Source organism: Labrys sedimenti (assembly GCF_034424805.1).
Taxonomy (GTDB): Bacteria; Pseudomonadota; Alphaproteobacteria; order Rhizobiales; family Labraceae; genus Labrys; species Labrys sedimenti.
In genome coordinates this window covers 33929-50332 of the sequence record NZ_JAXOUF010000026.1, presented here as the reverse complement: position 1 = coordinate 50332, position 16404 = coordinate 33929, and the positions used below count along the sequence as shown (strand labels likewise).

Annotated in this window: 15 protein-coding genes; 6 read left to right on the top strand and 9 right to left on the bottom strand. The window is 59.7% G+C overall.

Annotation, left to right across the window (positions count from 1 at the left end; genetic code table 11):
• Positions 1-793 precede the first annotated feature (793 nt).
• The 4 genes from U1R88_RS32290 to U1R88_RS32275 all read right to left on the bottom strand — a co-directional run bounded on the left by U1R88_RS32290 (position 794) and on the right by U1R88_RS32275 (position 6298).
• Positions 794-2311, bottom strand: a complete 1518-nt coding sequence (locus U1R88_RS32290) for an MFS transporter (RefSeq protein WP_322434998.1) — start codon at positions 2309-2311, stop codon at positions 794-796.
• Positions 2312-2361: 50 nt separating this feature from the next.
• A complete protein-coding gene (locus U1R88_RS32285) occupies positions 2362-3258 on the bottom strand; it encodes a dihydrodipicolinate synthase family protein (protein ID WP_322434997.1) in 897 nt (298 codons plus the stop codon).
• Positions 3259-3400: 142 nt separating this feature from the next.
• Entirely contained in the window at positions 3401-5095 is a 1695-nt protein-coding gene (locus U1R88_RS32280; RefSeq protein WP_322434996.1) for a dihydroxyacetone kinase family protein, read from the bottom strand.
• Between the two features lie 15 nt (positions 5096-5110).
• Complete coding sequence (locus tag U1R88_RS32275) at positions 5111-6298, bottom strand: pyridoxal phosphate-dependent aminotransferase (protein WP_322434995.1); 1188 nt, start codon at positions 6296-6298, stop codon at positions 5111-5113.
• 345 nt (positions 6299-6643) lie between these two features.
• Between U1R88_RS32275 and U1R88_RS32270 the strand changes: the two genes are divergently transcribed.
• From U1R88_RS32270 to U1R88_RS32245, 6 genes are all read left to right on the top strand, one after another.
• Positions 6644-7552: a substrate-binding periplasmic protein gene (locus U1R88_RS32270; protein WP_322434994.1), complete on the top strand. Its 909-nt coding sequence runs from the start codon at positions 6644-6646 to the stop codon at positions 7550-7552.
• A gap of 81 nt (positions 7553-7633) precedes the next feature.
• Positions 7634-8365 (top strand): amino acid ABC transporter ATP-binding protein, encoded by a 732-nt coding sequence (locus tag U1R88_RS32265; RefSeq protein ID WP_322434993.1) that lies wholly within the window; start codon positions 7634-7636, stop codon positions 8363-8365.
• Between the two features lie 11 nt (positions 8366-8376).
• Positions 8377-9048, top strand: coding sequence for an amino acid ABC transporter permease (locus tag U1R88_RS32260; RefSeq protein ID WP_322434992.1), 672 nt, complete (start codon positions 8377-8379; stop codon positions 9046-9048).
• A 3-nt stretch (positions 9049-9051) separates the two neighbouring features.
• Entirely contained in the window at positions 9052-9717 is a 666-nt protein-coding gene (locus U1R88_RS32255; protein WP_322434991.1) for an amino acid ABC transporter permease, read from the top strand.
• A 15-nt stretch (positions 9718-9732) separates the two neighbouring features.
• Positions 9733-10539: an IclR family transcriptional regulator gene (locus tag U1R88_RS32250; RefSeq protein ID WP_322434990.1), complete on the top strand. Its 807-nt coding sequence runs from the start codon at positions 9733-9735 to the stop codon at positions 10537-10539.
• A gap of 92 nt (positions 10540-10631) precedes the next feature.
• Positions 10632-10886: an NnrS family protein gene (locus tag U1R88_RS32245; RefSeq protein ID WP_322434989.1), complete on the top strand. Its 255-nt coding sequence runs from the start codon at positions 10632-10634 to the stop codon at positions 10884-10886.
• 554 nt (positions 10887-11440) lie between these two features.
• Here U1R88_RS32245 and U1R88_RS32240 read toward each other — a convergent pair.
• The 5 genes from U1R88_RS32240 to U1R88_RS32220 all read right to left on the bottom strand — a co-directional run bounded on the left by U1R88_RS32240 (position 11441) and on the right by U1R88_RS32220 (position 16201).
• Complete coding sequence (locus tag U1R88_RS32240; protein ID WP_322434988.1) at positions 11441-12208, bottom strand: SDR family NAD(P)-dependent oxidoreductase; 768 nt, start codon at positions 12206-12208, stop codon at positions 11441-11443.
• A 10-nt stretch (positions 12209-12218) separates the two neighbouring features.
• Positions 12219-12986, bottom strand: a complete 768-nt coding sequence (locus tag U1R88_RS32235) for an SDR family NAD(P)-dependent oxidoreductase (protein ID WP_322434987.1) — start codon at positions 12984-12986, stop codon at positions 12219-12221.
• Between the two features lie 206 nt (positions 12987-13192).
• Positions 13193-14038 (bottom strand): ABC transporter permease, encoded by an 846-nt coding sequence (locus U1R88_RS32230; RefSeq protein WP_322434986.1) that lies wholly within the window; start codon positions 14036-14038, stop codon positions 13193-13195.
• Between the two features lie 36 nt (positions 14039-14074).
• Positions 14075-15199, bottom strand: a complete 1125-nt coding sequence (locus U1R88_RS32225) for a quaternary amine ABC transporter ATP-binding protein (RefSeq protein WP_322434985.1) — start codon at positions 15197-15199, stop codon at positions 14075-14077.
• An 84-nt stretch (positions 15200-15283) separates the two neighbouring features.
• On the bottom strand, positions 15284-16201 hold the full coding sequence (locus tag U1R88_RS32220) for a glycine betaine ABC transporter substrate-binding protein (RefSeq protein ID WP_322434984.1): 918 nt from the start codon (positions 16199-16201) through the stop codon (positions 15284-15286).
• Between the last annotated feature and the right edge of the window lie 203 nt (positions 16202-16404).

Sequence of the window (16404 nt, the reverse complement as noted above, 5' to 3'; positions counted from 1 at the left end):
CGTAGTTTCGGACATTGTGGTGCGCCGCAGCGTAAGACTTGGTTGCGAGCCCCCGCAACCAAGTCTGTCATAAATCAATTACCGTCCAGGTCTGATTACCTGGGCGGTTTTTTGTGTCTAGATGACCGGATCGATCTAGAGCGGTGTGTGCAGGCTTTTCTTATTTGGTTCGATCGTATCAGACCTCGTACCGAAGAGCTTGCGGTCGCTCGCAAATTGCTTCTTCGGCGGATACTCAAGCTCGGACTTCTTGGCGATACGATCGTCAATGAGATGCGATCGAGGAACAGCCTGCAATGTGAGATCGGCATTCCCTCGCCCTCAGAGGCGGAGTGCTGACGCTAGTACGAGGCGAATCCGCTGAAATTCGAGAGCGAGAGACCCGGACCGTGTTCGGCACATCCTGTTCCCAACTGACGCAGTTGGTGTGCGTCCTTGATATCTGAGCGCGTGCCGAATTGCCCCAGCGTCCAGGCGGCTTTCACATCATAACCGTCGACCAGCGAACTGCGGGTCAGAAGACGCCCTTTCAGATTGTGCACAAGTCAATTGCGCGATAACTCTCCGCGACGGTCGCGGAGAAAGCCGTTAGTCAATATGTCAACGTTCTCGCTGGACAGGCCGGATTTCGCACGGCGGGTCTGGATGGGACAAAGTTGCCTCTCGCCGAGTAAGAATACTCCACCGTCGAGGCAACAACTCTGACGTCTATGTCGGACCGCTGATTTTCTACAATGCGCCAGCCAAGGTCGAAGAACATATCACCGATGCAAACCCTGGGCGCTAGTACAGCCTATGTCGTGTCGCCAATGGGCCGCAGGGCAAGTGCGCAGATCGCGGAAAATATGGCCATGAGAGCCATATAGGCGGCAATTGGAACTGTGGTGCCGGCATATTCCGCAAGCAACGTTGTTGCAAGGAGGGGTGAAAGGCCGCCACCGAGGATCGGACCGATCTGCTGCACAAGGGAGAGACCACTGTAGCGGATACGAGCAGGGAACAACTCGGAAAAGAATGCGCCTTGGGCCCCAAATACCGAGCCATGTCCGATGGCCAGTCCAAGAGCAATGGCCAGCCAGATCATGGCTGTGCTGCCGTTGTCGAGCATGGCGAGGAACACGAAGGCCAGGGCAGCCTGAAACAAGAGGCCGGCTATATAGACGGTGCGGCGGCCTACGCGATCGGAGAGCGCGCCGAACAGGGGTAGCGTCAGGCATTCGAGGGCACATCCAACGAGCACGCCATTGAGAATGGTTTGGCGAGGAAGGCCGAGCGTGTTGACGCAATAGGTGATGGCGAACACCGCATAGATATTGAACAGGCCGCTCTCAGCGATTTTGGCGCCAATGCCGAGGATCACATTGAAACGATGGTCTCGAACGGCTTCCACGACGGGAAGGGCAGCCGTCTCCCCTTGTTCCTGGATTCGCTTGAAAGCAGGCGTTTCGGAGATCTGAAAGCGGATAAAGAGGCCAAGGCCGACCAGGACGATGCTGAACAGGAACGGCAGGCGCCAGCCCCAGGAAAGGAAGCTTTCCTCGCTCATCTGCGTCGAGAGGACGCCGAGCAAGGCAATGGGAATCAGGAAGCCTGCGGGGACGCCGATATGGACCAGCGAACTGTAGAAACCGCGGTGCTTGGGCGGCGCATGTTCCACCGTCATGACCATGCCACCTCCATATTCACCGCCGATCCCGATTCCCTGGGCCAGGCGCAGGACGAGCAGACTGATTGGAGCCCATATCCCGATGGTCTCGTATGAGGGGACCAGACCGATCAGGAAGGTGCCGGCGCCCATGATGATCATCGTTAACAGGAGCGCCGTCTTGCGGCCGATACGATCGCCGAAATGTCCGAACAGGATGCCGCCGATCGGGCGCGCGCAGTAACCGACGAAGAAGGTGGCAAAGGCCGCCAGAGTGCCGACCAGATCATTGTCACTGGGGAAGAATATCTTATTGAAGACAAGAGCAGTCGCGGTCGCGTAGAGCGTAAAATCGTAATATTCGATCGTATTTCCGACAGCGCTGGCCAGCGCCACCTTGCGCATGTCTCTCGCCTTGATCGTCTGCGAAGCGGTCGTTTGGCCCTCGGCTCGAGAATATTTCGTCGCTGACGGTGTCGTCATTGCTTCCTCGCCATTGATCTTTGTTGTTTTGGCCACGCGCTCGGCGACTGGCTGCTTGATGAATGAATGAGCCTGATTTTTGAATTGGTCTGGGGGCCGGCGGCGGACTACGCCTGCGCGCGCCGCCGATTTCCGGCAGCACAGTTCGATTTTTCTGAATCGAACTGTGCTCCAATTCTTCATCTTGGCTTGTCTTTGCGATTTGACGGGAGTCCGTCAAATCGCAAAACGCCTTAGGCTTCCTCGTAACGAAGAACGTTCTGGAGTTCGCGTTTGATGTTCTCGAGCTGGGCCGGCGTCGTTTCCGGCATCGGCATGCGCGGCAAGCCGGCCTCCGTCCCTTGCAAGGCGATCGAGGTCTTGATGTTGGCGGGCAGGTTATCGGCATAGATCGCGTTCCAGAAGCGCAGGAGCGCTTCGTGGATCTCGCGAGCACGGTTGTGCTCGCCGCGCTGGACGGCATTCCAGAGCGCGATGCATACGCCGGGAACGGCAGCCGGATTTGCCGCGATCGTGCCATGACAGCCAAGCGCGAACGAAGGATAGAGCAGCGCGTCCACCGCGGTATAGACCTTGCAGCCGTCGGGAACGCCGATCATCAGGTCGGCCATCGCCTTGAGGTCCCCAGCGCTCTGCTTGACGGCCTGGACGCCCGGCAGCTCCTTCATGAGGCGGATGAGCAGTGACGGGCTCAGATAGTTCCACGGCACTACGTTGTAGATGATGACAGGCACGTCCGTTGCCGAAGTCAGGGTTTTGAAATGCTCGAAGGTGGCATTGTCATCCGGCTTGAAGACATAATGGACGGGTGTCACCTGCAGGCCTTGGATCGACAGGTGCGAAATGGCCTGGGAGCGGCGGACGGCCTCGCGGGTGGAATTGGCGATGATGCCGGCCAGGACCGGAATCTTCCCGTCGACTTCCTCCACCGTGATCTCCATCAGGCGGACGAACTCCTCGAAGGTGAGCGTATGGCCTTCGCCGGAGCTGCCGCCGACACAGACGCCATGGACCTTCTTCTTCAGATTGAATTTCACGATGTTGCGAAATGCGGCTTCGTCGATGTCGCCGGATTTCGTGAAGGGGGTGACGATGGGAGGAATGATCCCCGTGACTTTGTCGAGATTCATAAGGTGAGTTCCTGTTTGACCAGAGGTTGGCCGTCGAACGGCCGATGCATCAGGGCGCGCGCCAGGGATCGCTCCGGATGGAGGCGCCATGAAATTTGATTCGATTGGGTGCTCGAGCAGGGCGGTCGCGCTGCCCGAAATTTCACAGACTTGTGGCGAGCGCCTCCATCCAGATCGCGACAGCCGTCGCGCCACCATCCTGGGTTCCACGGGCGCGCTCGCCCAAATAGCTGGCACGCCCGAGCTTGGCCGTCATGTCCGCGGTCTTGCGGGCCCCGTCATTTGCCGCCCTGGCCGCCTCTCGCCAGGCCTGCGCCGGCGAAACGCTGTCGCCAAGCGACTGGACTGTCTGGAGGGCGGGATAGAGCGCATCCAACATGGTCCGATCGCCCTGCTTTGCTCCGCCGAGCTCACTGATTGCTGCAATGGCGATCGCCAGGGCTTCCCTGAAATCATCGGGAGAGAATCGATTGGTCTGCGCCAGATGGCGGCCGGCCCGCGTCAGCGCAATCGCGTAGAAGGGGCCGGAACTTCCGGCGATGGCGCGGCGCAAGCTGTTGCCGATAGCGACCATCGCGTTGGCGGGATTGATCCAGGCATGTTCCGGCAGTGCGCGAATGGCTTGTGCGCCACGGACCATGCTCGCGCCCAGGTCACCGTCGCCGACCTTGCTGTCGAGATCCGTCAGGTGGGCCTCCTCCGCCTCGAGTGCTTCGGCGACGGCCAAGCCGAGGCGACGCAGCTCTCGTGGGTCGAAGTGACCTGCCTTGCCCAAGGGAGCCTCCGCATCCGTGGAGACGGGAGCGGCAACCAGACGGGGAAAACCTGTCGTCTCGCCGCCGCGTGGCCATGCCGTGGCAGTGGTGGCGGCGTCCAGCCGTTCGGCGTCTCCCGGGCGCATATCGAGAAGCGAGATCGAGCAGCCCGGCATTTCTATGGCTGTGAGGAAATTGCCGGACCAGGCTCTCTCTATGCCGATGCCCAGAGACTGCAAAATGGCGAGGGCTCGCCGGGCCACAATGGCCAGTTCCATGGGCGGCGTTGCGCCGAGGCCGTTGACAAGCAGGGCTACCCGGGCCCCTGCCTCGAGTGCCATATCGCGGACGAGTTGATCGACGATACGATCGGTGATGGCGTCGGCGGGCAGCAATCCGACGCGTTCGACCCCTTTCTCGCCGTGAATGCCGAGGCCGAGCTCGATCTCGTCCTCGCCCAGCGTAAAGCCGGCCTTGCCGGCGGCAGGAACGATGCACGATCCGAGCGCAACGCCCATTGTGCCGATGCGGGAGGCAGCCGACCGGGCGATATCAGCGACTTCCGCCAGTCCCTTGCCTTCGGCGGCGGCAGCGCCGGCGATCTTGTGGACCAGGACTGTGCCGGCGATGCCACGGCGACGTTCACGGTCGACGACGCCGGATAGGGCAACGTCGTCGACAACCACGACGAGCTCGGTCGGAATGCCCTCGATGGAGGCAAGCTCGCCGGCAAGGCCGAAATTCAAGCGGTCGCCGGTGTAGTTCTTCACGATGAGAAGGGCGCCGGCCGGCCCGGCCGTGGCGCGGATCGCGGCCAGGACCGCGTCGACGCTCGGAGAGGTGAAAACCTCGCCCGTCACCGCCGCAGTCAGCATGCCGGGCCCGACATAGCCGGCATGGGCTGGTTCATGCCCCGCACCCCCTCCCGATATCAGGGCCACCGGTCGATCGGCCGAAGCCGGCAGATCGGTGCGGATCACGACATTCTCACTGTCCAGCAGGGCAAGGCCCGGTGAGAGGGCGACGATGCCTTCCAACATCTCCCTGACGACATCGGCCGGCCTGTTGATGAGCTTCTTCAAGATCGTTTCTCCTCGCTATTGGTCTTGAAGGAACCGCGCCAGCCTTTGTGCCCCCTCCTCGATGAGGGCGGGATCGACGGCAAAGCAGACTCGCAGGAAGGATTCTCCACCCGGACCGAAAGCGGATCCGGGAGCAACCCCGACACTCGCTTCCTTCAGGATCCGGCGTGCCATGTCGTAGCCGCTGTTCATCCCATGGACGGCAAAAAAGAAGTAAAATGTTCCTTCGGGCCAAAAGACGCGAACATTGGGGAGCTTATCGAGGGTGGAACAGATGATTTCCCGTCCCCTGGCCGACCGTTCGACCAAAGATTTGATGAAGTCATCTCCATCATCGAGAGCCGCGATGGCGGCATGCTGGCCGAAGGTCGAGACGCTGGTGGTGTTGTACTGGCTCAGATTGTCGAAAATCGTCGTCATGCCTTCTGGATAGACCAGCCAGCCAATCCGCCAGCCCGTCATGCACCAGTTCTTCGAAAAGGTATTGGTGACGATCAACCGATCGCTCGGCTCGGTGATCTGCAGGAAGGACGGAGCCAATCCGTTGCCATAGGTGAAATGGGCATAGACCTCGTCGGAAACGATCCAGAGACCTCTGTCCCGCGCGAAATCACGAACAGCCAGCATCTGTTCGTGGGGCATGATCCAACCCGTCGGGTTGGAGGGGGAATTGATGGCGATTGCACGGGTCTTCGACGTTACCGCAGCGAAGAGATCGTCGAGCTCCAGTTTGAAGCCACCCCCTTCCACGGTGCGATAGGGCACCGGAACAACTTTTCCCCCCAGAATGCCGATGATCTCGATCAGGTTTGGCCAGGCTGGAACCGGAACGACCACTTCGTCACCCGGGCTCAAAATGGCCTGCATCGCCTGCATGATGGCCTGGACACCGCCGGCGGTGACGCTGAAGCGCCCCGCGCCGACATCGATCCCGAAGTGACGCTTGTGATAGCGATCGAGCGCTTCACGCAGCGCAGGCACGCCTGTTGAATAGGTGTATCGCGTGTGACCGGCGGCAAGGGCCGCAACAGCGGCTTCCCGAACAAACGCCGGCGTCGGAAGATCACCCTCACCAATCCACAGCTTGATGACGTTGGGATCCTCACGCGCGAGATCGGCGATATCGCAGATCTGGTTGAGCTCGATCCTGCTAATCCGTGTTGGGGTGCCCGATGCCGGCCATTCGGCCGCCCGATAGTTCATAACGTCTCTCCTTGAGCAGCGCTTGGATACAGCTGCGCATTGCGCCCCGATCAGTGCCGCGAGGCAGCTGGGGCCATTTCAAATCCTTCGTGGGTGCAGTGCATCGATCGTTGCGATCTTGGGCGCTCAATCTTCACGGCTTCGCTGTATCGTCTGCGCCCTCCCGCCCAGCGCGTGGCTTTTTTTAATTCCGTATTTCGGAATATGATTTGATTTCATATTCACTTAAATAAATATATTGCGTTCCGTCAACATGCGTATTGAATTTTGTTTCATTTTATGTGGTTATCGGGTTGCAAATATAAAATATTCCGCAATGCGGAACAAATGGAGCGGGAGCTGGAAATGAAGAAACTTGCCTTGATCGCGGCGGTCGCCATGTTGGCCGTAACAAGTCAGGCATCGGCGGCGGATGATCCCAAAGGCGCGATCGGGGCGATCCTCGAAGCAAAGAAAATCGTCATCATGAACGATTTGTCGGCGGCGCCCTGGCAGTTTCGTGACGCGAATGGGAATGCCGCCGGCTTCTCGATCGACCTCGACCGCATGATTGCCGCCAAGCTCGGCGTCGACCTGCAACTGAGAAACGTCGAGTGGGCGGGCTTGATCCCCGGTTTGCTGACGCGCAAATCCGACATACTGGCGACCAGCATGACGGTGACGCCGAAGCGGGCCGAGCAGATTCTTTTCACCAAGGAGAGTTGGTATTCCACGGGGGTCGTCGCGATCGTACGGCCCGAGGCTGAAAATGTGTCCTGGGAGGATCTCAATCAGTCGGGCAAGAGGATCGCGGTCAAGGCCGGCACGAGTGCGGTCGACATCGCCAAGCAGTTCTTCGCCAAGGCAGAGATTCAAAGCTATCCCAACGACACCGACACGTATCAGGCTCTGAAGACCAACCGTGTCGATGCTGCGCTCAACGATCTCGCTGTACTAGGTGTCGTTCGTAAAGAGTATGGCTTCGTTTCCTCGAAAACGCCGCGCGAACTGATCAGCCAGGATAACTGGGCCTTCGCGGTTCGCCCGAAGGATGTCGCCACGCAGCAATATCTGGATGCCTTCCTGTCGGAGATTAAAAAGGACGGACGGCTTGAGGCACTACGCGCTTATTGGGTCGATAGCGAGGCCTGGAAGAAGGACTTCCTCGAGAAGAACAGCAGTGTGTCAGACGAGAGAAAGAAGCTCATCGATAAACTCGGGATCGGCGCTTATGTGCCGGAGAGCGGCAGCAGCAACCGCATGACTCTCCAATAGAACTCGGCGTCGATCGGGCGCCCGTTAGCACGCAAGACGGGCGCCTACCGCCGATTTTCGATCAACGGGGAGAAAGCTGCCATGGCGTTTTTTGAGGCGCACGATGTCAATCTGCATTTCAAGAGCTTCCACGCACTGCGTGGCATCTCCGTCTCATTTGAGAAGTCCGATGTGCTGGTCATCTGCGGTCCATCGGGTTCCGGCAAGAGCACGTTCATTCGCGCCATCAACAAGTTGGCTGGACCTTTGTCATCGGGCCGGTTCCTTCTGGACGGCCAGGATCTGCGGATCATGCCACGCCGCGCTCTCTATCGCAGGATCGGCATGGTGTTCCAACGCTTCAACCTGTTTCAGCATCTGACCGTCCTGGACAACATCGCCTTGCCGCAAAGGCGCGTGCTCCGGCGCTCCCGCAAAGATGCCATCGAACGTGCCATGGAGCTCCTGAAGCGTGTCGGCCTGAGCGACAAGGCCGGTCGCTACCCAGCTCAGCTATCGGGCGGCCAGCAACAACGTGTCGCAATCTGCCGCGCGCTCGCAATGGAGCCGGAATTGTTGCTGTTCGATGAACCTACCTCTGCACTCGACCCGGAAATGGTCGGCGAAGTGCTGCAGGTCATGAAGGACTTGGCCGCGGCGGGGATGACCATGGTCGTCGTGACCCACGAGATGGGGTTCGCCAAGGAGCTCGCCACCGAAATCGCCTTTCTCGATGGGGGCCAGATGATCGAGAAGGCACCACCCTCCGTGTTCTTCAGTCAACCCAGGCAAGAGCGAACCCGCATGTTCCTCGACCAGATCCTCCATCACTAGGCTGGGTAAACATGATCTCCAGCGCATATGACCTATTCTGGCAGTACCGCGATGTTTATCTGACCGGCATTCGCAACGCTCTTTCGGCTGCCGCATTCGGATTGGTGCTGGCGCTTGTAATAGGGGTATTGGCCGGTATTGCCCGCTACAGCTCGCGCGGGCTCTTGCGGGGCGTGGTTGCCGTCTATGTCTCGCTGGTGCGCAACACGCCGCTGCTGGTGCAGGTCTATTTCATCTACTTCGGCTTGCCCGCAATTGGCATAACCTTTTCTGCTTTTTCTACCGGTGTTCTCGCACTGACGTTCAATTCGGGCGCCTACATTGCCGAAATGGTACGCGGGGGGCTGAACGCCATTCCCAGAGGCCAAACGGAGGCCGCGCTCGCGCTTGGACTGCGCCGGCGCATAGTGCTGTACCGGGTCCTCCTGCCACAGGCAGCGCCGACGATCCTGCCGGCGATCACGGGGCAATTCGTGCAACTGGTCAAGGACACCTCGCTGCTCTTCACGATCGCTGTTCTTGAAATCACGAAAGCGGCCGACGACGTCGGCAACGACAGCTATCAGTTCCTGCCGGCCTATCTTGTGAGCTGCGTGATCTATATCGCCCTGTGCGTCGTGCTGAACCTCCTGTCGGATGTCTACGAAAGCCGCGCCGGCTTCTCCAAGCACAAACGAGCATAACTCATGGGCAATATCTTTTCCGTTGCGCTCGATGCGTTTCAGCTCATCCTGACGGGGCTGCCGATCGTTCTGTTCCTGGCGTTCGCCGCATTTTTCCCGGCCCTCGGCCTTGGTCTCGTCGGAGGGCTTCTTGCATCTTCCCCTCTCGCGATCGTGCGGTTTTTGATCGGCGTCTACGTCTACCTATTCCGCAGCACGCCGTTCCTGATGTTCATTTTCCTGGTTTACTACGGGCTGCCGGAATTCGGTCTCGATATCGGTCCTGTCACCACCGCCATCATCGCTCTTTCGTTGTCTCACGGTGCCTATATGACCGAAATCGTCCGGGGCGGCTTGCTGGGGTTGGATAAAGGCCAGAACGAAGCGTCGGTGGCTCTCGGGTTCAGTCTATTCCAGCGCCTGCGGGACATTACGCTGCCGCAAACGCTGATGGCGATCATCCCCTCGCTCCTTGGCCAAATTATCCTGATCGTCAAGGATACCTCGCTGGTGTCCGTCGTCGGGATCAGCGAGATTGCCAGACTCGCCAAGGAGGTGGTGATCCGCACCAACCAGCCCTTTATCGTCTTTACCATTCTGGCTCTCACCTACTTCGTCGTCTGCTTTTCCCTGGAGTTCGTTGCACGCAAGTTGGAAGAAAAGGTAAGACGGATCACATCAGGGCACTAAAAGTGGGATAAGGACATGAATGCGCACGCAATATTCCAGGAAACCCTCGGCCCCGAAACTTCAACGGCTTCGGAAAGCCGGGATGCGGGTGCCAAGTCGCTGCGCAAGATGGCTCTCGTCCTCGATGCCTTTTCCCGCAGTCGGCCGAGCATGACGATTGCTGACCTTTCGGAAGCCACTGGCCTGCCCAAGACTACGATCCATCGCATCGTCACCTCCCTCCGGGAGGTCGGCCTGCTCGATCAGGATGGGCGGCGCCAGGGATACCGGCTCGGCCTGAAGATGTTCCACTATGGCAGCAGTGTGCTGGCCAGCCTGGATACGCCCACGCGTGCCCATCCTCACATCGCAAAACTTCAGCAACTGACCGGCGAAATCATTCACTTTCATATGTTCGACGGACATCAAATGGTCTGCGTGGAGCGGGAGCAGATGATCGCCTCGAGCATGACGACGCTGCAGGCCGCGCCGACCTATTGCACCAGCGTGGGCAAGGCATTTCTGGCGTTTCAAGACGAAAGTCTCGTCAGGAAGATCGCCGGGGAGGGGCTGCGCGGCTACACGGCTCGCACAATCACGCATCTCGACGATCTCCTGTCGGAATTGGCGCGCATCCGGGTGCAGGGCTTCGCTGTCGACAACGAGGAAATCGAGGTGGGGGTGCGCTGCATCGGCGCCCCCGTTCGTGACTCCTCGGGTAGGGTGTTCGCGGCGGTCAGCGTCTCCGGTCCGGTCGATCGCATGCCGGATGGCCGTCTAGCAGGGTTGGCACCAGTGGTGATCCAAACTGCGAATGAGATTTCTCAAGCGCTTGCCGAGTAGCACACCCGTTACGACCAACTTGGGGACAGCTTCCTCAGCCTAGTCCCCCGGCCGTCGCAGTGCACGTCTGGGTTATTGGAGCTATCGGCGCCATGACGCTCGCCATGATGAGTCGGGCGACGGTCGGGCATACCGGACGGGTTCTCGAAGCCTCGCCTGCCACGCAGTTGATCTATCTCGCGGTGGTGGTTGCGGTGGCGCTACGCGTCGCCATGGAGTTCGTGCCGAACCTTTCGGTACCGATGATGCATGCGCTGCCATTGCCTGGGTCGCTGCATTCACGGGCTTCGCAAAGATATATGGACCAATGCTTGCGCGACCACCACGTCGAATCTAGGTCCGGCTAATGATTGGGAGGAGGCGACGGTCAAGAAGGTGGGTGGTACTTGATCTATGTTAGTGAGGCTTCTAGCGAAGCTGGATTGAGATCAGGTAGTCGTGTGGCAAACGTCTTGTCCACAAGATGGCGAAGTCAAAGATGGTCAGTAAAATAGCTGGAAAATTAGCTTTGATGTGGATGGCTCTACTAATCATCCACGTCGTAATCTCTCGCGGGAAATGGCGGGCTCGGACACTGTGGCGTGCCGCAGCGTAAGATTTGGTTGCGCTCCCCCGCAACCAAATCCAAACACAAAACCCCGTGTGAGCTCACGCTCCGCGGGGCTTTTGTTTGTGATGCCCCCACGCTCGCATGAGCGAAATCAGGCACTTGGCATCGCAGGTTCAAATCAGGCTTCCATGTCCCGCGACGAATTGCGGTGCCCTTGAGTACCAGAAGCGATGAGAGAGTTTCTACAATGTTCTCTTATTTTCCGAGTAAAATATCCGAAATACTTAGTGTTGGCCACGGAAGACGCTGATGATTTCTGGTTCTATTGCCAAAAAAACACAGCGAAGCATGTTATGTTGCTATCGGCAGCGGCAACTTCTTGGTGCGGCCGCCATCCACGATAAAGACCTGCCCCGTCGCGAATGTGCTCTCATCGGAGGCGAGCCATACTGCCAGATTGCCGATGTCGCGTGGCTCTCCTAGGCGGCCTGCCGGATGCATGGCCAGGAGTTCGCGTCGGATCCGCGAGCTGTCGGGCATGCTTTCTAGATAGATCTCGCTGAGGTCCGAATTGATCCAGCCTGGTGCGATCGCGTTGCAGCGGATGCCATCCCGCCCGTGATCCACCGCGACCGCAGCGCTGAAGCCATGAATACCCGCCTTGGAAGCGGAGTAGGCCGGGTGGCCCGGATTGGAGCCGATCCCCTCGATCGAACCGATATTGATCAGGCTCCCGCCGCCGCGAGACCGCATCAGGGGCACGGCCCTCTTGGTGAGAAGGAAGGGCGCCTTGAGATTGACTGTCATCATCTGATCCCAGTCTTCCTCGGACATCTCCTCGACCGTCTTCTCGAACATGATGCCGGCATTGTTCACCAGGATGTCGAGACCGCCGAAGCGCTTGGCGGCTCGATCGACGGCACTCGCAAGCTCATCGGAACGGGTGAGATCGGCTTGGATGAAGACCGTCTGCTCGTTTAGGATGGAGGCGGGCGGCGCGTTTCGTTGCACGATCGCAATCCGAGCCCCTTCCTCGGCAAAGCGCTGGGTGATGCCCAGCCCGATTCCCCGTCCGCCGCCGGTGATGACCGCAATCTTGCCTTCAAGTCTCTTCGACATGGAACTTCTCTCAATATACGGGCTTGGCGCCATTGACCTCGACGGCGGTGCCCGCGATGTAACGGGCCGCATCCGACGACAGGAAATAGACCACGTCGGCGATGTCCTCGGGCTCGGCGATACGGCCGAGGGGGACGCTGCGATTGAGCTCATCAATGGCCGTGTCGGGATCGAAGCCGCGCTTGATGAAGCCGGTGCGCAGCATCGGGGTGTTCACTTCGTTGGGACATACCGCATTGATCCGGATGCCGTCGGGGGCATGGTCGCGCCCCAGGCATTTCGTCAGCGTGGCAACTGCGCCCTTGCTGGTGCAATAGGCGGGATGGCCGGGGCCGGGATAGAGACCCCAGCAAGAGGCGATGTTGACGATGGCACCACCGCCTGCCACCTTCATGTGCCCGATCGCCCTGCGGCAGGTATAGAAGACCGCCGTGAGGTTGACGTCGAAGGTCCTGATCCAGTCGTCGTCCGAGGTCTCGAGGATGTTGCCGCGGGTGATGATGCCGGCATTGTTCACCAGGACGTCGATTCGTCCGGTCTTGGCGAGTGCCGCATCGACGAGATCTTCGCAATAGGCCTTGGTTCGGAGATCCCCCGGCACCGCCCAGGCTATTTCGCTGCCGGCGTTGAGTTCAGCACAGAACGAGGCGAGTTGATCGGCGTCGGCATCGCCAAGAACCACCCGAAAGCCATTCCCGATGAACTTGCGGGCAATCGTACGCCCGATGCCGCCGGCCGCGCCGGTTATCACTGCAGTCTTGATGGTGTCCTCAGTCATTCCCATGTCCGTGAACGATGTGCCTGGAATTGAGACAGATTTCCCTCAAATCGAGCTGGTTGCCAGTGTCTTGAAGCTGCAAAAGCCGCATGTCTTGGTTGAGTTCTCCGCGCCCTGCATAGTTTGTCGGAACCTCCGTCATGGACGGGCGAACGGGGCACGGCCTGGCCGTACCGCCGAAATGAGTCCTGTGCCGAAAGGTCGTCTCAGGCGGTCGGATCGACCTTCTGGCTGATGCGCTTGGAGAAACGGTCGATGACGATCGCCAGGACCACCACGGCCAGGCCCGCCTCCACCCCCTTGCCGACCTGAAGCCGGGAGATGGAGCGGATGATCTCGTCGCCCAGTCCGCCCGCGCCGATCATCGAAGCGATGATGACCATCGACAGGGACATCATGATGCATTGATTGACGCCGGCCATGATCGATCGGAAGGCCTGCGGCAGCTTGATCAGGAACAGGATGGTCATGCGGCCCGCGCCGAAGGCCTCCCCCGCCTCCACCATTTCGCTTTCCACCATCCTGAGGCCATGCGCCGTGAGACGCGTCGGCAGCGGAATCGCGAAGAAGATCGTGGCGATCACACCGGGAACCGTACCGACCCCGAAGAAGAACACCGCGGGGACGAGCAATACGAAGGGGGGCATGGTCTGCATGAAGTCGAGAACCGGTTCGACGACCGCATTGACCTTCTTGGACTCGGCGATGAGCATGCCGAGGGGAATGCCGATCAGCAGAGCGATGAAGGCGGCGGTCAGCACGAGGGAAAGGGTCAGCATCGCCGCCGCCCAGAGGTTCATGGCAAGGATGAAGGTGAGGCCCACCCCGCCGAGAATGGCGAGCGTGATCCGCCCAAGCAGAATGCCGCCAACGACCGCGACGGCGATGATGATCCAGGCCGGCACGATGGTGAGCGCCGTGGCCAGAGGGCCGTTGATGCCGTTGATGATCGAGCCGATGAAGTCGAAGATGAAGCTGTAATTCGTCGAAAGATAAGTGGTGAAATCGTCGATCGACGTGGCGATCGAGTCGGCGAATTCCGAGAAATCCATCACGCGTCTCCTTGTTCATGCGCCCGGGCGCGATGGTCAGACTGCTCGCTGCATGGCTTCTGCCATGCCTTTCCCGCTCGACGTGCCGGCGACGGCAGTGGGCTGAGGCTTCCTGTTGGGAGGCGAGATATTGGCCGCCAGCGCTTTGAGCAGGGATGCGCCGGTCACCAGGCCGGCAAAGCTGCCATCGTTCCGCACAACAGCGAGGGCCCCCGAATTCGACGAGAGCCGATCGAGGTAGGGCGCGATGAGGTCATCAGCGCCGACATTGACGACATCCTGCTTCTTCCACTCGGCAGCCTGGAAGCCCGCATCCGCCTCCATGACCTGGCCGGCGGTGAGCACCTTGAAGACGTCGATGCCCTTGACGAAGTTGCGCACATAGTCGTTGGCGGGCGACAGCACGATGTCCATCGGCGATCCCTCCTGCACGACTTCGCCCTTCAGGAGGATGGCGATGCGGTCGCCCAGCGTCGCGGCCTCGTTGGGATCATGCGTGACGAAGACGATCGTCTTGTTGAGCGTGGCCTGGAGGCGGAGCAGTTCTTGCTGCATCTCCTCGCGGATGAGCGGATCGAGGGCGCTGAAGGGTTCGTCCATGAGCAGGATGGGCGTGTCCATCACCAGCGCACGGGCGAGGCCGACACGCTGGCGCATGCCGCCGCTCAAACTCGAGGGCTTGCGGTTGTCGAGATCCTTGAGGCCGACCAGTTCCAGCACCTTGGACGCCTTAGCCCGCCGCTCCTTCCGCGGCATGCCCGCAATGCGCAGCCCGAAGGCCACGTTGTCGACGACGGACATGTGGGGGAGCAGCGCGAAATGCTGGAACACCATGCCTATCGAGCTCGAGCGGATCTGCCGGAGCTCTTTCTTGCCGGCGCTGGTGATCTCGCGCCCGCCGATGAGAATGCGGCCGCCAGTCGGATCGACGAGCCGGTTGATACATCGCAAGAGCGTGGACTTGCCGCTGCCGGAAAGCCCCATGATCACGCAGATCTTGCCCGGCTCGATCGAGAGATTGATGTTCCTGAGCGCCACGAAATGCCCGGGTGCGCTGGTGGCCGCCGGATCGTCCCTCAGCGTGTCCAGCGCCGTCTGCGGGCTATGGCCGTAAAGTTTGTAGAGTCCCTTGATTTCGATAGCCGGTTTGCTGGCGTCCATCCAACCCCTCCCTCGGCAAATGGGATGGCGTTCGGGAACGAAGAGATCCGCTCTCGAACGTCGTGGCGAAGTGAGAAGCGGGATTCAGGCGATCCACTGCTCGATGAGGCCTTTGCCCTTGTTGTCGTCGATCCACTTGGCAGCGGCTTCCTCGGGCTTCATTCCCTTGTCGATCCAGCTCATCACGAGCGCTTCCTGATCGTTGGGAATGTGGAACTTCTGGAGGAATGCGTGCGCCTTCGGGAAGTTGTCCTTGAAGTCCTTGCGCACGGCGTGGAAGCAGTAGAACGGCTCTTCCATCATCGTCGCCTTGGGATCCTTGAGATAGCGCATCTTGTACTGGGTCCACATCGGCAGCGGCTCCCATGTGGTGACGACGATCCAGTCCTTGCGGCCGATGGCTCGGCCGAAGGCGGCTTCCATCGCCGCTTCGCTGCCCGCCACGAGCTTCAGCTTGAGGTCATAGGCCTTCACGGTCTTGTCGGCCGATTGCATCAGGCCCGAGCCCGCATCGATGCCGATGATGCTACCGCCGAACTTGTCGGCGTGTGCGTTCAGTTCCTCGATCGAGTTGATCTCGACATAGTCGGGCACCGCCAGGCCCTGCGTCATCGGCCCTTCTGAAATGCCTAGAATCTCGATCGCGCCGGCGACCTTCTTCACATAGTCCGCCTGACCGCCCTTGTAGTCGCCCTTCAGCGGGCCCGTGCCCTGCATGTAGGAATTCGAGAAGGCATCCACCTTGCCGGACTGGAGCGAGGCGTAGATGACGCCTGGATCGGCTTGCAGCGGCTGGACCTTGTAGCCAAAATTGTCCTCGATCAGCTTCTTTCCTATGAAGGTAATCGCGAGGGCATCGGACCAATTTGCGTAAGCATAGACCAGCGGACGCGAGGCATCGGCAAGAGCTGTTGTTGAAAACCCTGCCGCCACCAAGGCCGCACTACCACCCAACTGTAGAAATTGCCGCCGTGAAGCCTCGAGGCTCGGCATCTTCGACATCGTACCCTCTCCTGGTGATGGTTGCTTGACAATTCATAGATTGCCGAGCTTTTCAGTTTTGTTCAGGCCACCTTTATCAGGTGAGAAATGCGTAACATGGATTTGCTCCAACCGGCGGGCGCAAAAAAGTAGCCTGCCGATTGACTTTATTTCGACTGTCCAAGCGCCCGGACTTCTGTAGCGTCTCTTCGCAATCCTTTCGT

Coding starts and splice junctions, on each gene's coding strand:
- U1R88_RS32265 (WP_322434993.1), top strand. CDS start 7,634: ATGGCGTTTTTTGAGGCGCACGATGTCAATCTGCATTTCAAGAGCTTC.
- U1R88_RS32260 (WP_322434992.1), top strand. CDS start 8,377: ATGATCTCCAGCGCATATGACCTATTCTGGCAGTACCGCGATGTTTAT.
- U1R88_RS32290 (WP_322434998.1), bottom strand. CDS start 2,311: ATGAAGAATTGGAGCACAGTTCGATTCAGAAAAATCGAACTGTGCTGC.
- U1R88_RS32230 (WP_322434986.1), bottom strand. CDS start 14,038: ATGGATTTCTCGGAATTCGCCGACTCGATCGCCACGTCGATCGACGAT.
- U1R88_RS32225 (WP_322434985.1), bottom strand. CDS start 15,199: ATGGACGCCAGCAAACCGGCTATCGAAATCAAGGGACTCTACAAACTT.
- U1R88_RS32275 (WP_322434995.1), bottom strand. CDS start 6,298: ATGAACTATCGGGCGGCCGAATGGCCGGCATCGGGCACCCCAACACGG.
- U1R88_RS32255 (WP_322434991.1), top strand. CDS start 9,052: ATGGGCAATATCTTTTCCGTTGCGCTCGATGCGTTTCAGCTCATCCTG.
- U1R88_RS32235 (WP_322434987.1), bottom strand. CDS start 12,986: ATGACTGAGGACACCATCAAGACTGCAGTGATAACCGGCGCGGCCGGC.
- U1R88_RS32220 (WP_322434984.1), bottom strand. CDS start 16,201: ATGTCGAAGATGCCGAGCCTCGAGGCTTCACGGCGGCAATTTCTACAG.
- U1R88_RS32270 (WP_322434994.1), top strand. CDS start 6,644: ATGAAGAAACTTGCCTTGATCGCGGCGGTCGCCATGTTGGCCGTAACA.
- U1R88_RS32240 (WP_322434988.1), bottom strand. CDS start 12,208: ATGTCGAAGAGACTTGAAGGCAAGATTGCGGTCATCACCGGCGGCGGA.
- U1R88_RS32245 (WP_322434989.1), top strand. CDS start 10,632: ATGACGCTCGCCATGATGAGTCGGGCGACGGTCGGGCATACCGGACGG.
- U1R88_RS32285 (WP_322434997.1), bottom strand. CDS start 3,258: ATGAATCTCGACAAAGTCACGGGGATCATTCCTCCCATCGTCACCCCC.
- U1R88_RS32250 (WP_322434990.1), top strand. CDS start 9,733: ATGAATGCGCACGCAATATTCCAGGAAACCCTCGGCCCCGAAACTTCA.